Source organism: uncultured Tissierella sp., assembly GCF_902479755.1.
In the GTDB taxonomy this organism is placed as follows: Bacteria; Bacillota; Clostridia; order Tissierellales; family Tissierellaceae; genus Tissierella; species Tissierella carlieri.
This window is the reverse complement of record NZ_CABSQO010000019.1, coordinates 44,988-68,596: the sequence shown is the minus strand read 5'-3', so window position 1 is coordinate 68,596 and position 23,609 is coordinate 44,988. Positions and strand designations below refer to the sequence as shown.

Annotated in this window: 19 protein-coding genes; 17 read left to right on the top strand and 2 right to left on the bottom strand. The window is 31.0% G+C overall.

Going from position 1 to position 23,609, the window contains the following annotated elements:
• Nucleotides 1–73 precede the first annotated feature (73 nt).
• A complete protein-coding gene (locus RDK80_RS11370) occupies nt 74–283 on the bottom strand; it encodes a DUF1657 domain-containing protein (RefSeq protein ID WP_094900179.1) in 210 nt (69 codons plus the stop codon).
• A 187-nt stretch (nt 284–470) separates the two neighbouring features.
• Here RDK80_RS11370 and splB point away from each other — a divergent pair, with 187 nt between their 5' ends.
• The 17 genes from splB to RDK80_RS11285 all read left to right on the top strand — a co-directional run bounded on the left by splB (nt 471) and on the right by RDK80_RS11285 (nt 20,404).
• Complete coding sequence (gene splB, locus RDK80_RS11365; protein WP_308524338.1) at nt 471–1,481, top strand: spore photoproduct lyase; 1,011 nt, start codon at nt 471–473, stop codon at nt 1,479–1,481.
• 236 nt (nt 1,482–1,717) lie between these two features.
• Complete coding sequence (locus RDK80_RS11360) at nt 1,718–2,968, top strand: DEAD/DEAH box helicase (RefSeq protein ID WP_308524337.1); 1,251 nt, start codon at nt 1,718–1,720, stop codon at nt 2,966–2,968.
• 162 nt (nt 2,969–3,130) lie between these two features.
• Nucleotides 3,131–3,364 (top strand): hypothetical protein, encoded by a 234-nt coding sequence (locus RDK80_RS11355; protein ID WP_308524336.1) that lies wholly within the window; start codon nt 3,131–3,133, stop codon nt 3,362–3,364.
• Between the two features lie 156 nt (nt 3,365–3,520).
• Nucleotides 3,521–4,114 carry a helix-turn-helix domain-containing protein gene (locus RDK80_RS11350; protein ID WP_094900183.1) on the top strand — a complete coding sequence of 198 codons (594 nt, stop codon included), beginning with the start codon at nt 3,521–3,523 and terminating at the stop codon, nt 4,112–4,114.
• Between the two features lie 17 nt (nt 4,115–4,131).
• Nucleotides 4,132–5,790 carry a class I SAM-dependent DNA methyltransferase gene (locus tag RDK80_RS11345; protein WP_094900184.1) on the top strand — a complete coding sequence of 553 codons (1,659 nt, stop codon included), beginning with the start codon at nt 4,132–4,134 and terminating at the stop codon, nt 5,788–5,790.
• A 92-nt stretch (nt 5,791–5,882) separates the two neighbouring features.
• Complete coding sequence (locus tag RDK80_RS11340; RefSeq protein WP_308524335.1) at nt 5,883–7,163, top strand: restriction endonuclease subunit S; 1,281 nt, start codon at nt 5,883–5,885, stop codon at nt 7,161–7,163.
• A complete protein-coding gene (locus RDK80_RS11335) occupies nt 7,160–7,363 on the top strand; it encodes a hypothetical protein (RefSeq protein WP_308524334.1) in 204 nt (67 codons plus the stop codon). Before RDK80_RS11340 ends, RDK80_RS11335 begins: the two co-directional genes overlap by 4 nt.
• 26 nt (nt 7,364–7,389) lie before the next feature.
• Nucleotides 7,390–10,629, top strand: coding sequence for a type I restriction endonuclease subunit R (locus RDK80_RS11330; RefSeq protein ID WP_308524333.1), 3,240 nt, complete (start codon nt 7,390–7,392; stop codon nt 10,627–10,629).
• Nucleotides 10,630–10,649: 20 nt separating this feature from the next.
• On the top strand, nt 10,650–12,680 hold the full coding sequence (locus tag RDK80_RS11325) for a DUF262 domain-containing protein (RefSeq protein WP_308524332.1): 2,031 nt from the start codon (nt 10,650–10,652) through the stop codon (nt 12,678–12,680).
• Between the two features lie 112 nt (nt 12,681–12,792).
• A complete protein-coding gene (locus RDK80_RS11320) occupies nt 12,793–13,173 on the top strand; it encodes a hypothetical protein (RefSeq protein ID WP_216555428.1) in 381 nt (126 codons plus the stop codon).
• 219 nt (nt 13,174–13,392) lie between these two features.
• Nucleotides 13,393–13,524: a hypothetical protein gene (locus RDK80_RS11315; RefSeq protein ID WP_255374302.1), complete on the top strand. Its 132-nt coding sequence runs from the start codon at nt 13,393–13,395 to the stop codon at nt 13,522–13,524.
• A gap of 26 nt (nt 13,525–13,550) precedes the next feature.
• Nucleotides 13,551–14,450 carry a hypothetical protein gene (locus tag RDK80_RS11310; RefSeq protein WP_143598531.1) on the top strand — a complete coding sequence of 300 codons (900 nt, stop codon included), beginning with the start codon at nt 13,551–13,553 and terminating at the stop codon, nt 14,448–14,450.
• The gene (locus tag RDK80_RS11305) at nt 14,450–15,013 is read left to right on the top strand and encodes a hypothetical protein (protein ID WP_308524331.1); all 564 of its coding nucleotides are present in this window, start codon (nt 14,450–14,452) and stop codon (nt 15,011–15,013) included. Before RDK80_RS11310 ends, RDK80_RS11305 begins: the two co-directional genes overlap by 1 nt.
• Before the next feature lie 149 nt (nt 15,014–15,162).
• Nucleotides 15,163–16,401, top strand: coding sequence for a MerR family transcriptional regulator (locus RDK80_RS11300; protein WP_158220041.1), 1,239 nt, complete (start codon nt 15,163–15,165; stop codon nt 16,399–16,401).
• A 118-nt stretch (nt 16,402–16,519) separates the two neighbouring features.
• Nucleotides 16,520–18,316, top strand: coding sequence for an FAD-dependent oxidoreductase (locus RDK80_RS11295; RefSeq protein WP_094900191.1), 1,797 nt, complete (start codon nt 16,520–16,522; stop codon nt 18,314–18,316).
• Between the two features lie 205 nt (nt 18,317–18,521).
• Complete coding sequence (locus RDK80_RS11290; RefSeq protein ID WP_094900192.1) at nt 18,522–19,349, top strand: DegV family protein; 828 nt, start codon at nt 18,522–18,524, stop codon at nt 19,347–19,349.
• Between the two features lie 98 nt (nt 19,350–19,447).
• Nucleotides 19,448–20,404: an L-threonine 3-dehydrogenase gene (locus RDK80_RS11285; protein ID WP_094900193.1), complete on the top strand. Its 957-nt coding sequence runs from the start codon at nt 19,448–19,450 to the stop codon at nt 20,402–20,404.
• A gap of 49 nt (nt 20,405–20,453) precedes the next feature.
• Here the strand turns inward: RDK80_RS11285 and RDK80_RS11280 are convergent, their stop codons facing one another.
• Nucleotides 20,454–23,528 (bottom strand): DUF4183 domain-containing protein, encoded by a 3,075-nt coding sequence (locus tag RDK80_RS11280; RefSeq protein WP_308524330.1) that lies wholly within the window; start codon nt 23,526–23,528, stop codon nt 20,454–20,456.
• Nucleotides 23,529–23,609: the final 81 nt, after the last annotated feature.

Below are 23,609 nucleotides of genomic sequence, written 5' to 3'. Positions count from 1 at the left end.
ATATAATTGATAATAAATAAAAGTAAAAAACTTCTATATATTTCTTATAGAAGTTTTTTTAGAATAGTTTTTATTATTGTTGTTGGTCGTATTGAGGCTCCTGATTTTTTAGATAATTTACTCTGTTTTCTAACATTTGAGCCATATTTTCAGCATTTGAAGCTAGACTATTAAACATTTGTTTTGCAGTTTGATCATCAGTATCTAAAGAAAATGTTTTTAAGTCTGCTGCTAACCCTTTAGCGCCTGCTAAAGCAGTTTCTAATTTAGTCATTACAGTCATGAACTCATCTCTCCTTATATATATTTTCACAATTAGTATCTGCAAAAATAATATAAATATTAGGAAATGTTTGGGAGATTAACTTCAAAGCCAATATAATAAATATGGCAATTCCATTATAGATTTCCCATTTTTACCTTTTATACATATTAGATATAAGGAGACAATATTTATTGAGGTGAATAAAGTGAAATTATTTATACCAGACAGAGCTTATATTGATCCTAAAAGCTTAGAGTATGATGTTGGGAAATTTGCTAAAGAGCAATTAGAAAAATTAAATATTCCTATAATTGAGAGCAAAAAAGTTTCAATAGAGGGTAAGTCACCTTCTGAAAATTATGCTAAAGCAAAGAAAACAATTTATTTAACTGTAAATAAAGAAAAAAAATTAAGACCTTGTAGTCCCTCAGCAGATTATCAATTTTCTCTATCGAGTTCATGTCCAGGACATTGTGAATATTGTTATCTACAAACTACACAAGGGGAGAAACCCTTTATGAAAGTATTTGTAAATATATATGAGATAATCAATGTTATCCAAGAACATATAGATAAGAATTTACCTAATATAACTACTTTTGAGTGCGGAAGTATTACTGATCCTGTTGCTCTTGAACACTTAACTGGGAATCTTAAAAGATGTATAGAATTTTTTGGGAATAGTGAAAAGGGAAGACTTCGAGTAATTACTAAATTTGATAATGTAGATTCTTTTTTAGATATAAATCATAATGAGCATACTAAATTTAGATTTAGTATCAATACTAAATATATAATAAATAAATTTGAGCATAATACTGCCAGCTTTGAAGAAAGGATGAGAGCAGCATGTAAAATTGCAAATTCAGGATATCCTATAGGTTTTATTATTGCTCCCATTATGATATATAATAATTGGAAAGATGATTATAGGGAATTATTTAATGAGTTAAAATCTCAATTAGGAGATTATAAAGAAGAGATCACCTTTGAATTGATACAACATAGATTTACAGCTACTGCTAAAGAACTCATACTTACAAGATTTCCTAAGACTGAACTTGATATTAATGAAGAAACTAGGCAATTGAAATGGGGGCCTTATGGAAAGTTTAAATATGTTTATCCAAAAGAACAAAGCAGTGAGATTAAAGATTATATTTCTGATATTATTCAAAAAAACTTTAGCAATTCTAGGATTGAATATTTTACGTAAGAAGCTAGCTAATATTTTCTTTAAAGCACCTTAGAATGAAATTTTAGGGTGTTTGTTTTTTACAATAAATTATAGTAGAAAGAATAATTATATTAATGGATCATTTTACAATCTATAAATTAAGTTTAGCTTTACAAAGCTATTAGTTAGGGTTTACTATTGAAAGATAGAGATTTTAGTAGGATAAACTTACTTGGAAATATCAATGACAATATAAAAAGGATGGTAATAATATAATGACAAATAATTTTAAGATACTTGGAATAAGTAAGGAACTGGAGAAAGTGCTAGAAAGGGATGGAATTACTAGGCCGACACCTATTCAAGAACAAGCTATTCCCCAGTTGTTAAAGGGAAAAGATGTAATAGCACAAGCACATACCGGAACTGGTAAAACTTTTGCTTTTATGCTACCAATTATGGAAACAATTGATATCACAAAACCATGTATACAGGCTTTAATTATAGCTCCTACAAGAGAATTAGCAATTCAAATAACTAATGAGGCTAAGAAGCTGACACAAGCTAAGAATATAAGTATATTAGCAGTCTATGGCGGTCAAGATGTTGAGAGACAATTAAGGAAATTGAATAAGGGTGTTAATATAGTTATTGGAACACCAGGTAGGTTATTAGATCATATGAGAAGAAAAAGTATTGATTTAGGTCAAGTGAAAATGATTGTCTTAGATGAAGCCGATGAAATGCTAAATATGGGATTTTTAAAAGATGTAGAGGAAATAATATATAAAACTTCAAAAACACGTCAAACCATGTTGTTCTCCGCTACAATGCCAAAGCAACTTCGTAGCTTAGCTGTTAGGTATATGAAGGAACCTGTCCAAATACAGATACAGAGTGAAAAGGTAACATTAGATGAAATAAAGCAAGTAGTGATAGAAACTACAGATAGGGGAAAGCAAGACGCACTTTGTAGTGTTATAGATGAAGAAAGACCATTTATGGCAATAATCTTTTGTAGAACAAAGCGACGTGTAAAGGCTCTTAACAGTGATTTACGAAACCGTGGATATAATTCGGATGAAATACACGGAGATCTCAGTCAAGCTAAACGTGAAAAGGTAATTAATTCCTTTAGAGATATGAAACTACAATTTCTTGTTGCTACAGATGTTGCCGGCCGTGGTTTAGATATTGAAGGTATAACCCATATTTTTAACTATGATATACCAGAAGATGCAGAATCCTATATTCACCGCATAGGACGGACAGGTAGAGCTGGTGAAACTGGAAAGGCTTTTACGTTTGTTACGCCTAGGGATCAACAGGACTTAATTTCAATAGAAAACAAAATAAGAATGAATCTAAAGAAAAGAAAAATTGTAAAAGATAATGTAAAGGGCAAGACTAACAGGAATAACAGTAATGAGCAAATCAATAAAAAACAGGATTTTAGATGGAATAAAGATTCAGGTAAGAAGAAAACCATAAGAAGTATTGAGAAAAGAAAAGGTAAGAAAAAGTAGAAATAATAATCTTTAACTTGAAAATATTGTGCTCTTTTTTAACAATATCCTAAGTAAGGCTAGCTAGAAAAGAGCATTTTTTATTTAATAAAGTATGATTAATTTAGATTTTAAATAAGGACTACTATTTTGGAAAGTTACTCTTATTTATAAAGGAAAAGTATGTCTTTAGACAATGTACTTTTAGATACAGGTTCAGGTGGTACTGTTTTTAAAGTGTGCAAGGTAAATGAAATAGGTATAACAATAGAAAAAGATAATACTATAGAAATTATTTTAGGGATTGGTGGGGCAATATTTGTATACAAGAAAAGTATTTATGGAATAATTCTTGAATTTATCAAAAAGGTATCTTTAGCTGATGTAGTAGAGAATTTTGGGGGAATATTGATATAAATAATAAAAAAAGAAGGAAATTAGGAATTTGTGTCGAATGCAATAGATAATACCATAGTTAAAAATGTTTTCTTTATAATATTGACTAAGACAATTAATAGAAGTATAATATAATTATATTGACAGAGACAATAAAACAAAAATGGAGGTGGATGTTTGATAGGATTAGAATATATTTTAAGTCTGTATAATATGCAGCATATAGAACTGGCAGAAAAACTTGGTATAAGAAAACAAAATATAAATATGTGGATTAAAGGAAAACAAAATATTCCTAAAAAATATCTACCTATACTGGAAGAACTATTTGGATTAAAAGGAGAGTATTTTACTAGGGAATTAGATGAAATAGATCAATTAGAAATTCAAAAAGAAAAGTTAAAAAGTGATCTAAAACCAGTTATAAAAAAACATGAGCAACAATTTATGATAGGAAAAGTCAACGATATTGTAGAAGTTCCAGTTTATGATAAAGAAGAAATCAATACAATAGAAAGAGATATTGAAAAGGCAAAGCTAGTATCTAGATTTAAAGAGGCACTAGATATAGTAGATAATAATCCCTATATGGATACCTATAAATTAATTGTAGAGTTGTTGGAAAAAGTTCAGCATGAGGTTATTCTTCATAAGACTATAGAAGCCTTAGCACATTATTATGAAGTGTTACCAGATTGGGTAGCCACTGGACCAGAGCAGGATGAATTTGAAGAAGATATATTTGAAGTATTTGATGATTATAATTATTAGAATTAGGAGGAGATTTAATGTCAACAGGAAATATTGGATTTGAAGAAACACTGTGGAAAACAGCAGATAAACTTAGGGGTAGTATGGATGCTAGTGAGTATAAGCATGTAGTATTAGGGCTTATATTCTTAAAATATATCTCAGATAAGTTTGAAACTAAATATAATGAGCTTGTAGAAGAAGGAGAAGGCTTTGAAGAGGATAGAGATGAATATACATATGAAAATATATTTTGGGTTCCGAAGGAAGCAAGATGGGATTATATCAAAGACAATGCAAAGGACCCTAAAATAGGACAATATATAGATGATGCAATGATTTTAATAGAAAAAGAAAATCCAACATTAAAAGGTGTACTAGATAAAAGATATGCAAGACCTGAGCTAGATAAAAGAAGATTAGGAGAATTAATAGACCTTATATCAACTATAAAACTTCATAAAAATGGAGAAAAAGATTTATTGGGAAGAGTCTATGAATATTTCTTAGGTCAGTTTGCTAGTGTAGAAGGTAAAAGTGGAGGAGAATTCTACACTCCTACATCTGTAGTTAAGACTCTAGTAGAAATGATTGAGCCTTATGAAGGAAGAATTTATGACCCATGCTGTGGAAGTGGTGGTATGTTTGTTCAATCTGAGAAATTTGTTGAAGAACATCAGGGAAAAGTTGAGAACTTATCAATCTATGGACAAGAGCTTAACTCTACTACGTGGAAACTCTGTAAAATGAACCTTGCCATAAGAGGATTAGATGCTAATCTAGGACCACATCATGATGATACCTTCCATAATGATTTGCATAAAACATTGAAGGCAGACTATATTTTAGCGAATCCACCATTTAATATCAGTGATTGGGGAGGAGCAAGATTAATAGATGATGTAAGATGGAAATATGGAACACCACCAGAAGGAAATGCCAACTATGCATGGCTTCAACATATGATTTATCATCTGGCACAAAACGGAGTAGCTGGAATAGTACTAGCCAATGGTTCCCTTAGTTCTAATACTTCAAATGAAGGGGAAATCAGAAAGAATTTACTTGAATCAGATTTGGTAGATGCTATCGTAGCGTTACCTGATAAATTGTTCTATTCAACAGGAATACCAGTGAGTCTTTGGATATTAAATAGAAACAAGAAAAACAATTCTAAATATAGAAGTAGAGAAAGAGAAGTACTATTTATAGATGCCAGAAATCTTGGTGAAATGATTGATAGAAGACATAGAGAGTTGAAGGAAGAGGACATAAGGAAGATTGCTGATACTTATCATGGATGGAGAAATGTAAGCAATTCACAATTCACAGTTCACAATTCACAATTGAAAAACAAGGATAGTCATCCTGAAGTTATTGAAGGATCTAGCACCTGTCATTTTGAACGCAGTGAAGAATCCTTATTGCCTATGGTTGCTGAAGAAACTGCAATTTATGGTGGATATGAAGATATAAAGGGATTTTGTTATAGTGCTACAATTGATGAGATAAGGGAGCATGAATATGTATTGACTCCTGGAAGATATGTAGGTATCGAAGAAGTAGAAGATGATGGAGTACCTTTTGAGGAGAAGATGGAGAATTTGACATCTGAACTATCTGAGCTATTTGCTAAGTCAAGACGCCTAGAGGAAGAAATAAGGAAGAATCTAGGGGGGATTGGGTATGAGGTTTAAGCAATGCACAGTTCACAGTTCACAATTCACAATTGGAAAAGATCTTGTCATTCTGAGCTTAGCGAAGAATCTTGATGTTTTGGTGGAAGTAGGTGGGAGTTGTGAGTAGGGAGTGGGAAGAAGTTAGATTAGGGGATGTTATAGACTTTAATCCAACAGAAACTATTAAAAAGGGTACTATTTCTAAAAAAATAGGAATGGAAATGTTGAATTCCTTTCAAAGGAAAATTGAAGGATTTGAGGTAACGGAATATAAAAGTGGAACTAAATTTAGAAATGGAGATACGTTATTAGCTAGAATTACACCATGTTTAGAGAACGGAAAAACTGCACAAGTAACTATTTTAGACGGTAATGAAATAGGCTTCGGGTCAACTGAGTTTATAGTATTGAGACAGAAACCTAAACATACCGTAAATGATTTCATTTATTATTTAGCTATATCTCCTATGATTAGAGAAACAGCTATAAAGTCTATGACAGGAACATCAGGAAGACAGAGAGCCCAAAAAGATGTAATTGAAAATACATTATTTAAATTACCAACTCTCAAAGAACAAAAAGCCATAGCCTATGTCCTCTCAACTCTAGATGAAAAAATTGAAGTTAATAAACAAATTAATAAAAAACTAGAGGAGATGGCTCAAACTATTTTTAAGCATTGGTTTATAGATTTTGAATTTCCAAATGAAAATGAAGAGCCTTATAAATCTAGTGGTGGTGAAATGGTTGAAAGTGAACTTGGAATGATTCCTAAGGGGTGGGAAGTTGGAACTATACAAGAACTAGGAGATGTGGTTGGTGGAGCAACACCTTCAAAGAAAAAAGAGGAGTATTTTGTAGAAAAAGGGATACCATGGGTTACACCAAAAGATTTATCAGAGAATAAGAATTTGTTTATTAGTAGAGGAGCACTTGATATTACTGAAGAGGCTTATAAAAGTACAAGCGTAAGAAAAATGCCTAAGGGAACTGTTTTATTTAGTTCAAGAGCACCTATAGGATACATAGCTATATCTAAGAATGAAATAACAACAAATCAAGGTTTTAAATCAATAGTGCCTAGAATCTCTAAAGGTTTTAGTAGTGAATTTATTTACTGTTGGCTAAGAGAGAATATCGAAGTTATTAAAAACAGAGCATCAGGATCAACATTTAAAGAAATTTCTGGAGGTGAAATGAATAAAATTCCTTCTATAATTCCAGAAAAAAGTATTTTAGATAAATTTAAAAATATAATTAGTAATGCTTTTATAAAAATAGAGGTTAGAGAATCAGAGAACCAAGTTCTATCCGGCCTCCGAGACACCCTTCTCCCAAAACTAATGTCAGGAGAACTTCGTGTCCCATTAGAGAAGGATAAGATCCTGTGAAATTTGGACCAAGAAATCCTAGCCTAAACAAACGAATAGCAGCAAGAACAAGTATCAAAAGGCAAATAGTCCACTGTGGAGGATTTAAGATGCCTAGAGGATATGAATGGGTTAGAAATCCTAAGAAATATGTATATAGCAAGGTTTATAATAGAACTACCTTTGATATATTTAAATTATTCAAGAAATTGTTTAAATAGTAAAAGTCCGAAAGGGGGAAATCATATTGAATTTCACTGAAGAATCATTAGAACAAGCTGCCATAGAGATTTTACAAGAATTAGGTTATGACTATAAATTTGCTCCAGATATATCTTGTGATGGAGAATATCCAGAGAGGAAGGATTACCGTGAAGTTATATTAGAGCAAAGGGTAAAGGATGCATTATTTAGAATAAATAGAGACTTACCAGAAGAAGCATTGGAAGAGGCTTATAGACAAATAATTACCTTCAATAGTCCAATGCTAGAAGAAAACAATAGATATTTTCATAAGCTTTTAGTTGAAGGTATGGAAGTATCTTATCAAGAGAATGGACATATTAGAACTAAACGAGCTTATATCATTGATTTTCATAATATAGATAACAATGAATTTTTAGTAGCCAATCAATTTACTATTGTTGAAAATGAAGAGAGAAGACCAGATCTTATTATATTTATCAACGGTATTCCATTAGTTGCAGTGGAATTAAAATCAGCTAGTGACGAAAATGTAGGTATTGAAGAGGCATTTAATCAGATCCAGACATATAAAAAGGATATTCCATCACTATTTAACTATAATGCCTTCTGTATCTTATCTGATGGTATCAATGCTAAGGTAGGGACTATTACTTCAAATGAAGCAAGATTTATGAATTGGAGAAGTATTGATGGTGAAACTATAGAACCATTTTCTAGTCCTCAGTACGAAGTTTTATTTAAGGGTATGCTTGCTAAGGAAAGGTTACTGGATATTATTGAAAACTATATCTTATTCCAAGAATCTAAGGAAGAAGAGAAAGATTTTTATGGAAATAAAATAGGGGATAAGAAGACTATTATCAAGATAATGGCAGCTTATCATCAATATTTTGCTGTAAAGAAAGCCATTGAAAAAACTAAAGAAGCTACTAGTGAAGACGGAGATAGAAAAATAGGAGTTATATGGCATACTCAAGGCTCAGGAAAAAGTTTTTCCATGGTGTTTTATACTGCAAGATTAGTGAAAGAACTAAACAATCCGACTATTGTTGTCATTACTGATAGAAATGATTTAGACGACCAACTATTTGAAACCTTTGCAAAATCAGAGGATATATTGAGGCAAACACCAAAGCAAGCAGATGTAAGGAAACTTACTGAAGCTCAAAAATCTCAACAATTAGGAAACAACTCAAAGGAAATAAACGGACTTTATGATTTATTAAACGATAGAGAATCTGGTGGAATTATATTTACTACTATTCAAAAGTTTACACCAGAAGATGGAGATATGCCAGTTTTAACGGACAGAAAAAATGTAATTATCATTGCTGATGAGGCACATAGGTCACAATATGGATTAGAACCTAAAACTGATATTAAAACGGGAGAAGTGAAATATGGTTATGCTAAATACTTAAGGGATGCGCTGCCTAATGCTTCATTTATAGGTTTTACTGGAACTCCTATAGATTTAGAGGATCGCTCTACAACAGCTGTATTTGGAAATTGTATAGATACATACGACATGACAAGAGCTGTAGAAGATGAAGCAACTGTAAAGATTTATTATGAAAATAGGATTATAAAACTGGAAACTGATGATGAGGAATTAACAAAAATAGATGATGAATTTGAAGAAGTAACTGAGGGACAAGAGGATTTTGAAAGAGAAAAGAACAAAGCTAAATGGTCAAGGCTTGAGGCGGTAGTTGGCTCACCTAATAGAATAAAGAAATTAGCTGAAGATATAGTGGAGCATTATGAAGAAAATTCTAAGACCATAGATGGTAAAGCTATGATTGTTTGTATGAGTAGAAGAATATGTGTTGATTTATATGATGAGATTGTAAAATTAAGACCAGATTGGCATAGTGATGATTTAGATAAGGGGAAAATTAAGGTTGTAATGACTGGCTCTGCAGCTGATAATGAAAAATTACAAAAGCATGTAGGTGGGAAACAAAGAAGAGATACATTAGCTAAAAGAATGAAGGATAATGATGATGAATTAAAAATTGTAATAGTTAGAGATATGTGGCTTACAGGTTTTGACGTACCTTCTATGCATACCATGTATGTAGACAAACCTATGAAAGGTCACAATCTAATGCAAGCAATTGCAAGGGTCAATAGGGTATTTAAAGATAAATCAGGTGGAGTTATAGTTGATTATCTTGGAATTCTCGAGAGTCTAAAAAGAGCATTAAAACAATATACGGATTCAGATAAGAAAAACACAGGTATTGATACTTCTGTAGCCATATCTATAATGCTTGAGAAACTTGAAATACTTCAAGATATGATGCATGGCTACGATTATTCAAAATATATGGGTACATCACAAGCGGACAGAATCAGAGCTATTACTGGCGGTATGGATTTTATCCTTGGAAAACCAGAAAAAGAGCAGAAAGAGTTTAAAAATATTGCTATAGAACTGGCAAAGGCTCATTCCTTATGTGCTGCCACAGATGAAGGAAAGGAAAAGGCCTTGGAAGTAAGCTATTTCAAAGCTGTGAAGGCTAGTTTATCTAAGCTTCAAGAAAAAAGTACTCAAAGAAAGTCAAAAAAAGAAATCGAAGCTAGGTTAGCTCAAATGCTAGAGCGTTCTATCATTTCTGAAGATGTAATAGATGTATTTGATGTTATGGGACTTAAAAGACCAGAGGTTTCTATCTTATCTGAGGAGTTCTTAGAAGAAGTTAGAGGGATGAAACAAAAAAATCTAGCAGTAGAAATGCTTAAGAAACTCTTAGAAGGTAATATAAAATCCATGGAAAGAACTAATTTAGTTAAATCTGAAAAGTTTTCAGAGAAACTAAAAAAAGCTTTAAATAAATATCGTAACCAAGCTATTACCAATGCTGAGGTTATAGAGGAACTAATTAGAATGGCTCACGAGATAAAGAAAGCAAATGAAGAAGAAAAGGAACTAGGCCTTAGTGAAGATGAAATAGCATTTTACTATGCCTTAACAGCTGACGATGCAGTAAGAAAATCCATGGATGATGAGATTTTAAAGAAAATTGCTCAAGAATTGACTCAAGCTATTAGAAATAATATTACCATCGATTGGAGCATAAGAAGAAGTGCTCAAGCTGGTATGAGAAGAATAATAAAAAGACTTCTTGCAAAATACGATTACCCACCAGAAGAAGCAAAAAATGCCCTTAAGGTTGTTATGAGGCAGGCTGAGAAGATGTGTGGGAATGTGTATATGACCGGAATGGATTATGATATGGTGGCTGAGGATGATCAGGATTATTTGATGAGGTAGATAAGAACAGGGGGGGAAACATGATCGATCCGCAAAGAACAGAATCAATAAAGTCTTTGATAAATGATGTAGATAAAGGAAATATCGTTTTGCCAGAGTTCCAAAGAGATTTTGTCTGGGATATAGGGAAAACATATGATTTATTTGATTCTTTAGTAAGAGATATTTTCATTGGTGCAATTATTTATGGAAAACCTTCTTTTGAAATTACGGTTAGAGAAATTGATAAAAGACCAAGGAAGGGTATTGGAAGCAGAGCTAAATTAAAGATTAAATCATATAGTAAAGAAGAAATTAAAAGTGAAACTCAAATAAATAATTTTAGACTTGTACTTGATGGGCAACAAAGAATTACATCTTTGTATAGAGCATTAAAAGGTATTGATGAAGTGTGGTTAATTATAAGAAATGATGAAGAATTAGATGATGATGTTCAAAGTACTGATTTTAAAGATAGAAGTCTTGAGGAACTAATATACGAATTTAGAGGACAAGAGGATGATGAAAGATTATCTATTAACATATCTCATGCATACAAAATAGCAATAGATAATCTTTTTGAGGATGATATTAGAAAGACTTACTTTGATAATTTAACATTTACTGCTGGGATGGATGATGATGAATTGATATCTAATTTCAGAAGGTATTTAATAGTATGTAAGAAAATTGATTCACTATTATCCAGTGAGAAACTACTTTCTTATTACCTTTTAAATATGAATACTGATAAATTTTCATTATTCTTTGAGAGAAGTAATAGTAAAGGTATTCAGTTGAACTTTATTGATATACTTGCAGCCAAACTATATAAAGGATTTAATTTAAGAGAGAAGGTTGAAGAGTTACAGGTTGCCTTTGCTGATACAGGCTATGTATTTAATCGGGAAATCATAGTAAGAGCTATAGCATATATTGTGAGTAATGGGAAGGAGGTTAATAGGTCATATATATTAGGTAGTTTAAATTATGTGCATTTCGTAGAATATTGGAATGAAGTTTGCAATTATTATAAAAAAGCTTTAGATTTTCTGTATAAAGGTAATTTTATCTTATCTCAATCTTGGATGCCATATGAAAATATGATAATACCTTTGATTATGTTTTTACGTGAATTAAAAGGCAATGACTTTTCTCAAATGGATGAGAAACAACTGGATTTTATTAAATATTGGTATTGGGCTTCAATTTTGTCTCAAAGATATTCTTCAGGTTCAAATGAAGTAATTATCCAAGATTCCATAGCTTTAAGCAATATTGCAAGAAATAAAAAAATAAGCGATAGATCTTATTTTACTAGATTAAAGATTCAAATGATGGCTGACGATATTCTAACATTTAATAAAAAGGGTAGTGTAGTTTATAAGGGTATCTTAAATATGATTAATTTTGATGCTGGTGGGCTTATTGATTGGCCGAATAGTAATAAATTGACGATTTATGATAAAATTGAAGATCACCATATATTCCCAGTTGAGTATTTAAAAACTTCTTTTAAGGATGATGAAAATGCTATTTCCTTAATAGATAGTGTAGCAAATAGAACATTAATTCCTAAGATAACAAATATCAAGATTGGTAAAAAAGCTCCTTCAATTTATTTAAAAGAGCTAAAACTGAACAATCCTGCACTTGATAAGAGCTTAAAATATCATTTGATACCAGAAGATATACTAAGTGGCTTATATGATGATTTTTATACTGATTTTTTAGAAGTTAGAGCAAATCTAATTATGGATTTAATTGATAAGTATGTAATGTCTAAAGAAAAAGCAATATTTGATGACTTTTATAAACAGCCTATTATAAAAAATACTGGTACTATAAAGATTCATGCAAATTACTATAGAAATAAGGTTGAAGCAACCTTTAATATTGATACACAGAATATCTTTTATGCGGGAAATAATTATTCAGTATCTCTGGCTGCAGATAAGGCTAAGGAAGATTTAAGTGGTAAAACAAATACATCCACTAATGGATGGAAGTTTTGGAAGTATATAGATGATGATGGTAATTCTAGATTTATTGATGATTTTAGAAAAAATTAAAGTCATTTGATAAACAATTGTGAATTCTTGAATTAAGATATCAGTGCCAGTCAACTAACTTACTTTATTAGTATGCTATAAAATAGGATAATAAGGAAAGAATTAAATACTATTGGATTATACTCTAGCACACAACCCAAGGGGAAGACGTTCATCAACACCAAGACCAGATTTTGCTCTTATGAAAAATGGTAATGTGGTAAAGTTGCTAGATGCTAAATATAGGGATTTATGGGATAGAAATTTACCTAGAGATATGTTATATCAATTAGCAGTTTATGCTAGGAGTGGAGTTGGAGATAAAGCAGGAACTATACCATATGCAGTGCTTTCAGATGTAACAGTTGTTCAAAAGATAGATATTAATAACCCAGTATCTATTGGCAAAATAGCAAGTGTTATCTTACAGCCTGTTAATCTTGAAAAAATAACAATGTTAATTGACGGAGATATAAGGGATCAGAAGAAATATGTTTGTAGTATTATAAGCTAACCTAAGCCAAGATAGGACATATCAATATTTAGAACTATAGATAGATTGAAAAAATAGGTGGAATCTAATGGAAGTTTCACCAAAACAAATGGGAAGTAGAGGAAAATAAAAAGTAAATATAATAATCATACTTATAAAAAGACATTAGTATAATCACTTAATATATTAATGTTTTTTAATTGGAAACAAGATACAATTAAATAAGAAGGGGTATTGTTTATGACTGAAGAACAATTTGAAACAGCTTTTTATCGAGTACAGAAATATAACAGAAAGAATGACAAAACCAGAGATAAATGCTGCAGAAAAATCTATAAGAGGAAATTTAGCATCATAATATATGATATATGATAAGATATATGGAGGAGGGTGATTTTATGGAGTTAAATAGAAAAATCTTAAAAATGGGAATAATCATTATCAGCTTATCTATAATAATTTCTCTAGGACTTGCTATGTTTATGAAATTAGATAAACCAGTATTTTTTAAGAATTATATAGAAACAATGCTTGAGGTTTCTAGTAATTCATATAGAGAAGATGAGTTTGTTTTAAAATACATAACCAATATTTCAGATAAGAGAAGAATTACTGATATTTATTTTGAGGAATATCCTAACCTTGTGTTATATGCAGGGAACTATAGTAGTAGGAGAGATATATTTCCTATATTTCTATGGGGTAGCAATTTTAGAGAAGAAGTCTATGGTAGATATGTTATTCGAAACCTTTACGTTACAATGGATATAAGAAGTTTAGGAGAATTTGATGAAATTGAATTAAATAATGCAAGGATTACTTTTGATGATGGCGATGTAATAGATGTAAACCTTGGTAGAATAATATTTTATAATTACTATGATGAAGATAACAATTATAAAAATGAACATTTGAAATCTTACAGTAGCACTAGTTCTTCTGATGGAACCTCATCAGCGATAATGGAAGTCAAAGAAGATATAACTATAACAAATGTGAAGTCTTCCTTATTAAAGGATGTAGATGATTTAGTAGAAATAAAAATAGGAGATATTGGTTATGGTGATATCTCAGAAATCCAATATAAAAATAATGATGTTCTAAGAATAAATTCAGTATTTAAGCATCCAAAGGATATCTTAAGAAAATTTAATCTATATAATATAGAGCCGAAGATTTATTATAAGGATTCAAATGAAGACCTCTTCTATAGACGAGTGCATGGTATTAAATATACAAATTACGATATTAGTACTTGGGAAATAATCAAGTATTTAAAGGCAAGGGGTGAGATCTAATGTATGAAGGGTATAATAAAATCTTTTGGGGAATCTTTATTGCAACGTTTAACATAAAACTTGGAACAATAAAAATTCTTCCAGCCTTTGTAGGACTGCTGGTAATCTCTAGGGGATTAGGAATACTATATGAAGAAACTAAGCTAAAATTATTTCATAAGGCGCACAATATGGGGATATTAGCTACGAGTATATCATTTATAGGTGGAGTAATAGATTATTTTTCTAATGGCTCTTTAAATAGTTCCATAGCTATGTCAATTTGGGCCATAATGTATAATGTTATTGAGTTAATTTTGTTTTTCAAAACACTAGAATCCTCTATTGAATATTTAGATACTAATGATTATTCTGAGGTGGCTAATGAAAATATAGGAAAACTAAGAACCTACACAATTTGTTCAATTATTAATATTTCCTTAATGAGCTTTGCATTATTATTTAATTTTAGGATATTGATGTCTGTTGTAGCTTTCATTGCAATTATTTTAAGAATATTTATGATGGTATTAATTGGCAGATTAAAGAAATTATTTATTGAAGTTGAACTTTCAGATGAATAGGTTAAAATTATTGCAAAATGCCCTAATAATATGACTAAGTACGTATTTATTCAAAGTCGTTAAACAATTGTTTAACGACTTTGAAAGTTATGATAAAATAATAAGTGTAATCATTTTACTAATACAATTAAATGAAGGGAGATGGTAAAATGAGAATAGGTGAATTTGCACAGAAACATAATACAACACATGATACAATAAGACATTATTTAGATATGGGACTTTTGATAACTGAGAAAAAAGGTGGACATTATAGATTCGATGAGAGTGATAGCTGGGACTTAGAAAATATTATTGAACTAAAGTCAATGGGTTTTTCCTTATCCGAGATCCAAGAGCTATTATGTTATCATCGTCTTGCTGGAGATATGACCATCGAATATAGAAAATATTACTTGTCTCTATTAGAAGATAAAAAGAAAGATTTTGAAGAGAAAATAGAAAAATATAAAACTATGGGTACTTTTATTAGTGATAAAATAATGAAGCTTCAATTAGATGAAGATAAATTATCAAAATTAGGGTTGCCCCTATCTTCAATTGAAATTATAAAGTGTCCATACTGTGGCTCTATAATGGAAATTTTTAATGGAATTATAGAAAAGAGCATGATTATGGCAGGAAAAATCAAGTGCAAATGTGGATTCATAGCTTCTATTGAAAATGGAATATATGTAGATGAGAAGGCAGTAAAAGAGAAAAAATTAAATAGCAAAACTATGCCGACTAAAAAGGAATTTTTAAATGCAGCATCTCCTAAATTTATTAATTTCTATTATAATGGTATGGCTAAATCAATTGATTATATATTAAGATATACAAAAGAGCCTAAGTATATATTAGAATTAGATCATTGCGTAGGTTCTTTCCTAATGCAATACATAAAGAACTTACCTAAAGATTCTACATATATTCTTGTCTGTTATGATAAAGACAGATTGACCAATATAAAGACTAATATAGAATTCCATTATAGTCATAGTAACTTTATTTTCTTATGTTGTGATGTAGACAGATTACCTATTGGAAATTCAAGTGTTGATCTTATTATCGATCATGGTATGACTAAGATTTATGCTGAGACAGAAGATAAATCACTTCCAATTATATGCTCTTCATTAATGAAGGAAAATGGAATTTTAGTTGGGACATATCATTATTTCGATAAAAAATCAAAGGATTTTGAGTCGTTGTTACCTAAGAAAAAGGAAGTTTATAACAGAGAAAAGAATTTAGAAAGATTAGAGGATGCCAGTTTTGAGAAACTAGAAATAACCGATATTGGACCTATAATAGAGAATAATCCTTTTAATTTAGATATAAGAAATAGAGAGTTATATATGACAGTATATGCAGGAAGAAAGAAAGGCAATGAAACATTGGGTTAGCCCAAGTTTTATTGCCTTTCTTATATTAATTTTATGAAAATATTATATTGACGTAGCTTTAACCCAAGAATATAAAATTTAATTAGTTAAATATAAATCAAACAAGGAGGTATTTTATATGAAATTTAAAAAGTCATTAAGTATGTTACTGTGCATAATACTTATGCTTGGCATTGTAGGTTGTACAAAAGATACACCTACTGATGCTCCAAAGGATAATATAAACAGTGAAACTACTTTTAAACCAGGTACATATACAGCGACATCAAAGGGTAACAATGGTGATGTAACGGTGGAAGTAGTATTTGATGAAAAGTCTATTGTGTCAGTAACTGTTAAAGAACATAGTGAAACCCCTGGATTAAGTGATACACCAATCCAACGTATACCAAGTAGTATAGTTGAAGGTCAAACTTTGTCAGTAGATACTGTGGCAGGAGCTACTATGACTTCTAATGCTATATTAGCAGCTGTTGAGGATTGTGTAAAACAAGCAGGTGGAGATGTAGATGTTCTTAAGGCTGCAGCAGGTAACAATGATGCGTCTGTATCTGAGACAGAATTGACAACTGATATAGTAGTTGTTGGTGGTGGAGGTACTGGTCTTGCAGCAGCAGCTTCAGCCTATGAAAATGGTGCAGATGTGATTCTTTTAGAAAAACTTGCTGCTGTAGGAGGTTCTACTGCATTATCAGGCGGAGGAATTTCTGCTACTGGTTCTCGATTTCAAGAGGAGCTTGGCATAAAAGATACTAAAGAGTCGTGGATGACTTTATGGAAGGAGCGTCAAAACACTAGTAATCCAGATGGTAAGTATCCTGATTATAATAGAGTGGATAAATTTATGGATGAAGCAATTAAGACCACTCACTGGCTAGTTGATACTATTAAGCATAAATATGGAAAAATAGAAGGTTTCGGTTTTGATCCAGTTCCAAGACTACATTTTCCAGATGGTGGTAATGGAAGCGCTTTAACTGGAAATATTGAAAAGTATATAACTGAGAAAGGTGTTAAAATACTTACTGAAACAAAAGTAACAGAATTAGTTACTAACAGTAATGGTGATGTAATAGGTGTTATTGCGGAAGGGAAAGATGGAAAAATCAAAGTAAATGCCAAGAAGGTAATTTTAGCAGCTGGTGGTTTTGCTAAGAATGAGGAATTATTAAATCGTTTTATTCCTGAGATGGCAGGAACTGCAGAGTTAAGTGCTGCTACCGTAGGTAGTACAGGTGATGGAATCCTGATGGCTGAGAAAATTGGAGCAGCTTTATATGAAGATCCATGGGTAATAGGTTTAGGTATTACATCTCGTGTTCCGGAGCTAAGAATATTAGATTGGGATAGCTCTAAGATTTTAGTAAATGAAAAAGGAGAAAGGTTTTTTAATGAAGCAAGCCATTATTCAATTGTAACTAATGAGGTTGCTGGTGAGAAAAGTGTTTGGATGATTCTAGATTCAAAGGAATCTAATATTAAGGCCACTGAACTATTTAAATCAGCTTTACCAAATGAAGAAATAGCTACAGGAAATACCATAGAAGAACTGGCAAATGCAATGGGAGTGCCAACTGATTCATTGACAAATACTATAAAGACCTTTAATGAGGGATGTGAAACAGGAAATGATCAGTTTGGTAAGATGAAAGAAATGCTAGTACCTATTAATGCAGGACCATATTATGCATTAAGATTTTATCCTAAGACAATGGGCACATTCGGTGGTGTAAAAACTGACGAATATTACAGAGTACTAAGGGAAGATGGCTCTATAATTAATAACCTATATGCAGGTGGAGAGTGTTCAAATAGAAATATGTATAATCAAGTTTATATGTCAGGAAGTGCTGTTCAATTAGCAGTTACTAGTGGACGTATAAGTGGGGAACATGCAGCTAAATCAATTAAATAATGGGGTTGAGCCTAGGAGCTTTTAATCCTAGGCTTTCTCATGTAGTGATAATATAATGGAGGGTTTTATAATATTTCTAATATATCTTATAAAATGGGTAATAAGAAAGAAGAAATAGTTGTAAAATAAATAAAAGTATGAAATAATATAATAATTCTGCTATTAATTAATAGCAGAATTATTATAAATAAAGGGAGGTAATGAAATGCCAAAAATAAAGGTAATAACCGATAGTACGGGGTATATTACTAGAGAGTATGCAGAAAAAGAAAATATAGCCATAGTTCCACTAAATTACGTATTTGGAGAGGAAACTGGTAAGGAACCATTTCCAGGAGAATTTGATGAGTTTTATAATAAGTTAAGTACTACAAAACTATTTCCTTCTACATCCCAGCCTGCGGCAGGTGAGTTTTTAGATGCTTTTAATAAGGCTTTCGAAGAAGGATATGATGAGATAATAGCCATTGTTTTATCCTCTAAATTAAGTGGCACTTATAACAGTGCAGTGCTTGCAAAAAATATGTTAGAGAATAAAATGATTACTATTGTTGATTCGCAGATGGCAGCTTCAAATCTAAGATTTCTAGTTGAGGATGCTGTGAAGATGGCTAAGGAAGAAAAAACATCTAGAGAAATTGAAAACCATTTAAATTATAAAAAGATGAAAATGCATGTGTATTTGACTACTGAGACCTTAGAATATTTAAGTAGAGGTGGTAGACTCTCAGCAGTTCAAGCAACAGTAGGTAATCTATTAAATATTAAACCTATAATTGAGCTAAATAATGGAGAACTTAAGCTTTTAGAAAAATTAAGAGGGAAAAATAAGGCATTATCGGCTATAATAGACAAGGTTCCATCTAATGTTGAAAAAATAGGGGTATGCCATGTTTTAGATGTAGAAGATGCTAGGAAATTAAAAAATAAATTAGAAGAAATGTTTCCTAATGCTGTAATAACAATTGATGAATTAGGCCCGGTTGTTGGAGCACATTTAGGGCCTAAGGGAATAGGAATTTGTTTTTATTAAATATTATATATTTAATTATAAATAGATACTCAAATTGTGCGAAATATGATATAATTATGACGAACTAAAAGTTATTAATTATAGTGGGGGTGCATTTAATGAGAAAAATATTAGTGACAGGAGCATTAGGACAAATTGGTTCAGAACTTACTACGGAACTAAGAAGAATTTATGGGGCAAGCAATGTAGTTGCTAGTGGTAGAAGAGTAAAAGAAGGTCATGAAAAGTTAATTGAATCCGGACCGTTTGAAATAGTAGATATAACTAAAGGCAAAGAAGTATCAGAAATAGTTAGAAAACATAATATAAATACAATCATCAATCTTGCTGCGATTCTTTCAGCTGTTGGTGAAAAATATCCAGAGCAATGCTGGGATATTAATATGAATGGACTATACAATATTCTTGAAGTAGCGAGGGAAGAAAACTGCATGGTATATACACCATCTTCTATTGCAGCTTTTGGACCTACAACTCCACCAGATAATACACCACAAGACACTATTCAAAGACCAACAACTATGTATGGTGTGACAAAGGTAGCTGGAGAATTATTATGTGACTATTATTTCAAGAGATTTGGAGTAGATACTAGAGGAGTTCGTTTCCCAGGTCTTATTTCCTATGAAACATTACCAGGTGGAGGAACTACAGACTATGCAGTTCATATCTATTATGATGCATTAAAGAACAAGAAATACACCAGCTTCATAGGTAAAGGAACCAAGATGGATATGATGTATATGCCAGATGCATTAGATGCTATAGTAAATCTTATGGAAGCAGATTCATCTAAACTAATCCATAGAAATGCATTTAATGTAACTGCAATGAGCTTTGATCCAGAAATGCTAGCTGCATCAATTAAAAAAGTTATACCAGAATTTGAACTAGATTATGATGTGGATCCGATAAGACAAGGTATTGCTGATACTTGGCCAAATTCATTAGATGATTCAGCTGCTAGAGAAGAGTGGGGATGGAATCCAAAATATGATTTAGATGCAATGACTAGGGATATGCTTGAAAAACTGACAATTAAATTAGGATTATAGAATACTTTTAATAGGGTTATAGGCTAATTAGCCTATAACCCTATATTAATTAATTTTCTAAAAACATGGTTATAAATTGTATATAAATAGGTGACCCTTCTATGGGAATATATTCTGCTTTTAATACTAAGAGACCTGCTTCAACTATATAATTGATACCTGGTTGAATTACTCCATTCACAAAGAGACTTTGAAAAGAGGTTTGATGAGGAGCTAGTATTCCCTTGTTACCGTATATAGTTAGTTCATCACTGTTTGTGTATATTTTTGTTCCATTTGCAAGAGTATTATACTGATAAGTTTCTGCTTTTAAAAGTTGGTTACTTGAATTCTTTATTATTAAATACTCAAGAATAATTGGTGCACCTTTTTGAGGAATATCTACTGTTGTTAAAGTCAAAAGTCCAGGTTTTATTGTATAATTAACTTTGGGTTGTAATACCCCATTAATAAATAAATTAAAATATGAGACTAAATCTGGATTAGGAATCCCTTTATCACCGTATATCTTTATCTCATCATCATTTGTAAATTTCTTTTTGACTCCATCTGAAACTGTGTTATATTGATAATTTTCTGCATATATGACTTTGCTATTCTGACTATGAAAATAACCAGTGATTTCTGCAACTAGTACAACAATAGTAGAAGAATTTAAATCTCCTATATTCCAGATAATCCGGCCATTTGATTGAGAGGCAGTGCCTTGGCTTAGGCTAATGATATTAAAACTAACCAAATCAGTTAAAAATAAGTCATCGGTCATAATAATATTATTGACAGGGCCATGCCCATTGTTTGATATTTGAATTTCTATTATCCATGTATTAGTGACCTTAGGTTTAACATTTAAGGGACCTGCTATAATATATTTTTTAATAGTTAAATTACCAAATATAGGAGAACATAGGTTACAGGTGTTAGATTTTAGTGATTCTTTTTGCAAAAATGGCTTTTCTTTTGTTGGAAAAAAATTGGGAAGTTTTCTAAGTTTAAAGGTGTCAAGGACTGAAATATTATTAGAGTTTTCATAATGAGAAGGTTCAGGATTCAATTCAAAACTAGGTATAAATAATTGAACTTTTTCTACTGCTTTAATAATTATAAACACCCCTACAGAAAAATTTAATAGATTGTTTAATTCAATAGACTGTGTTAAAATCTTTGAATTAGTATCTAATAGAATATCAAAAGAAAATTCATCTCTTTTATCTGGGGTAAACATAACGATATCTTGAGGTGTATCAGGTAAATATCCTTTAATCGTATCTCCCTCCATAGTAGTTATTTCAAATGGTATTTTTAGGAGAAACTGAATTCTTTTGAAATTCAGCTTATCCTTTATATCAGTTATCACTAGGGTATTTTCTATAATAAAGCCTTGCTTAAATATAATATTTTTGAAAGTATCATTACCTATATCTACTATTATATTTCTAAAGCAAGATTTTTGTTGACATTGAAAAAAAACTTTGTCAGTAATAATACAGGTGTTTTTTAAATCATGTATAAAGTCAAAAACTTTGACTGATGGACCAGAAGATATACTAGATAGTATACACGAATCCAGATTCGAATCTAAACCTGAGGCAATAGCTCTATTTATAGAACGTAAACCTGTAGCATTAAAGAGACCTTTGATTTTAAACATAGCAGTTAAGGTTTTACCAGGAGGAATCTCTTCAATACTCCAGATAATAGAATTATGAGCTACAAGAATGCCTCCAGAAACTATAAATAGGGTATTAATATAATTAATCTCGTCAAATAAAATATAGTCTGTTACAATTACGTTCTTTAAAACCTCACTAGTTAAGTTAGTAACTTTTAAAGAGAAGCACCATGTTCTGAACTTACCCGAGAAGGCTGCTAGAGGTTCATCTACAATAAATTTTTGTAATAGTAATCTTTCTTTTATGGTACTTTGATCAGGCAAAACTATGATTTCTATATCATCTGCAGGACCAGCAAATATTTCACCAGTAGCTAGATTACCAAGAACTGAGGCAGTATCTAAATTTCTAAATCCATCTTTAGAAAAAGAACCTATAATGTCTACTACTAAAACTGAAGTTTCTAATTTCTTTAGTAGACCGACTTCCCAAATAATTTTATCATCTATTAGACTAGCATTGCCTTGGGATATACTGATAATTTTAGCATTATTTATATTATCTATAAATAATGTATCTGTCATAATAACATCAGATATATTATTACTATTAGAATTACTTATCTTTATTTCTACTCTCCAGCTATTGGTTTTATCAACATTTACTTTTGTTGGTCCAGATGTGATGGTCTTAGTAATATCTAGACTTCTAACAACTTCTATTGATTTTCCACAGACAATATCAGACCTAACTTCACCTAATGGGCTATCACCGATTGCCAAACTTCTATTGATAAAGCGAGTGCCATCGGCTTTGAAAAGACCCTCTACTTCAAAATTTGCAGTGACAGATTCTCCTATATTTAAAGTATTTAAATTCCAAGTAATAGTTGAATCATTTATAATGATATCACCTTGGAATGGAGAAAAGTTTATTATGTTTAAGATAGAATCTAGAATAATATTATCTGTTACAATAATATTATTAATTGGGATACTTCCTATATTGGAGACTGTCAGGGAAAACTTCCAATTGCCAATATGTCCTGTTGGAATAGATGTAGGACCAGATATAATATTTTTTTCTAGTTTTAGATAATCTTTTATGGAATTCTGAACTATAATATTAGAATCAGTAACGGGACCTACAGAGATATGTCCTAATGGTATATGACCTTTAGCTACAGCCGAATTAAGTTTTGTAGTTTCTTCCTCTATAAAGGTAATAAAAGAAATAATAATAGCGACATCTTTTTGAGGAACATCTTTAGTTTTTAATAACAGTAATCCCTTTTCAATTTCATAGTTAACCCTAGGTTGTAATACACCATTAATGAACAAATTAAAATAAGAAACATCATTGGGATCGAGGATACCTCTGCTTCCATATTCTATCAATTCATCTTGATTAGTGTAAATCCTTTTTTTACCATCGGACAGAGTGTTATACTGATAAACATCGGCTTTTAATAACCTTTTTTCATGGTTTAAAGAAGAATCTTTTGTGTACATAGATATCACTCCGAAAATAAATATAGGCTCAGATGTAATTAGTTTATGTATAAAACAAATAATATGTTCTTAAGGATAATA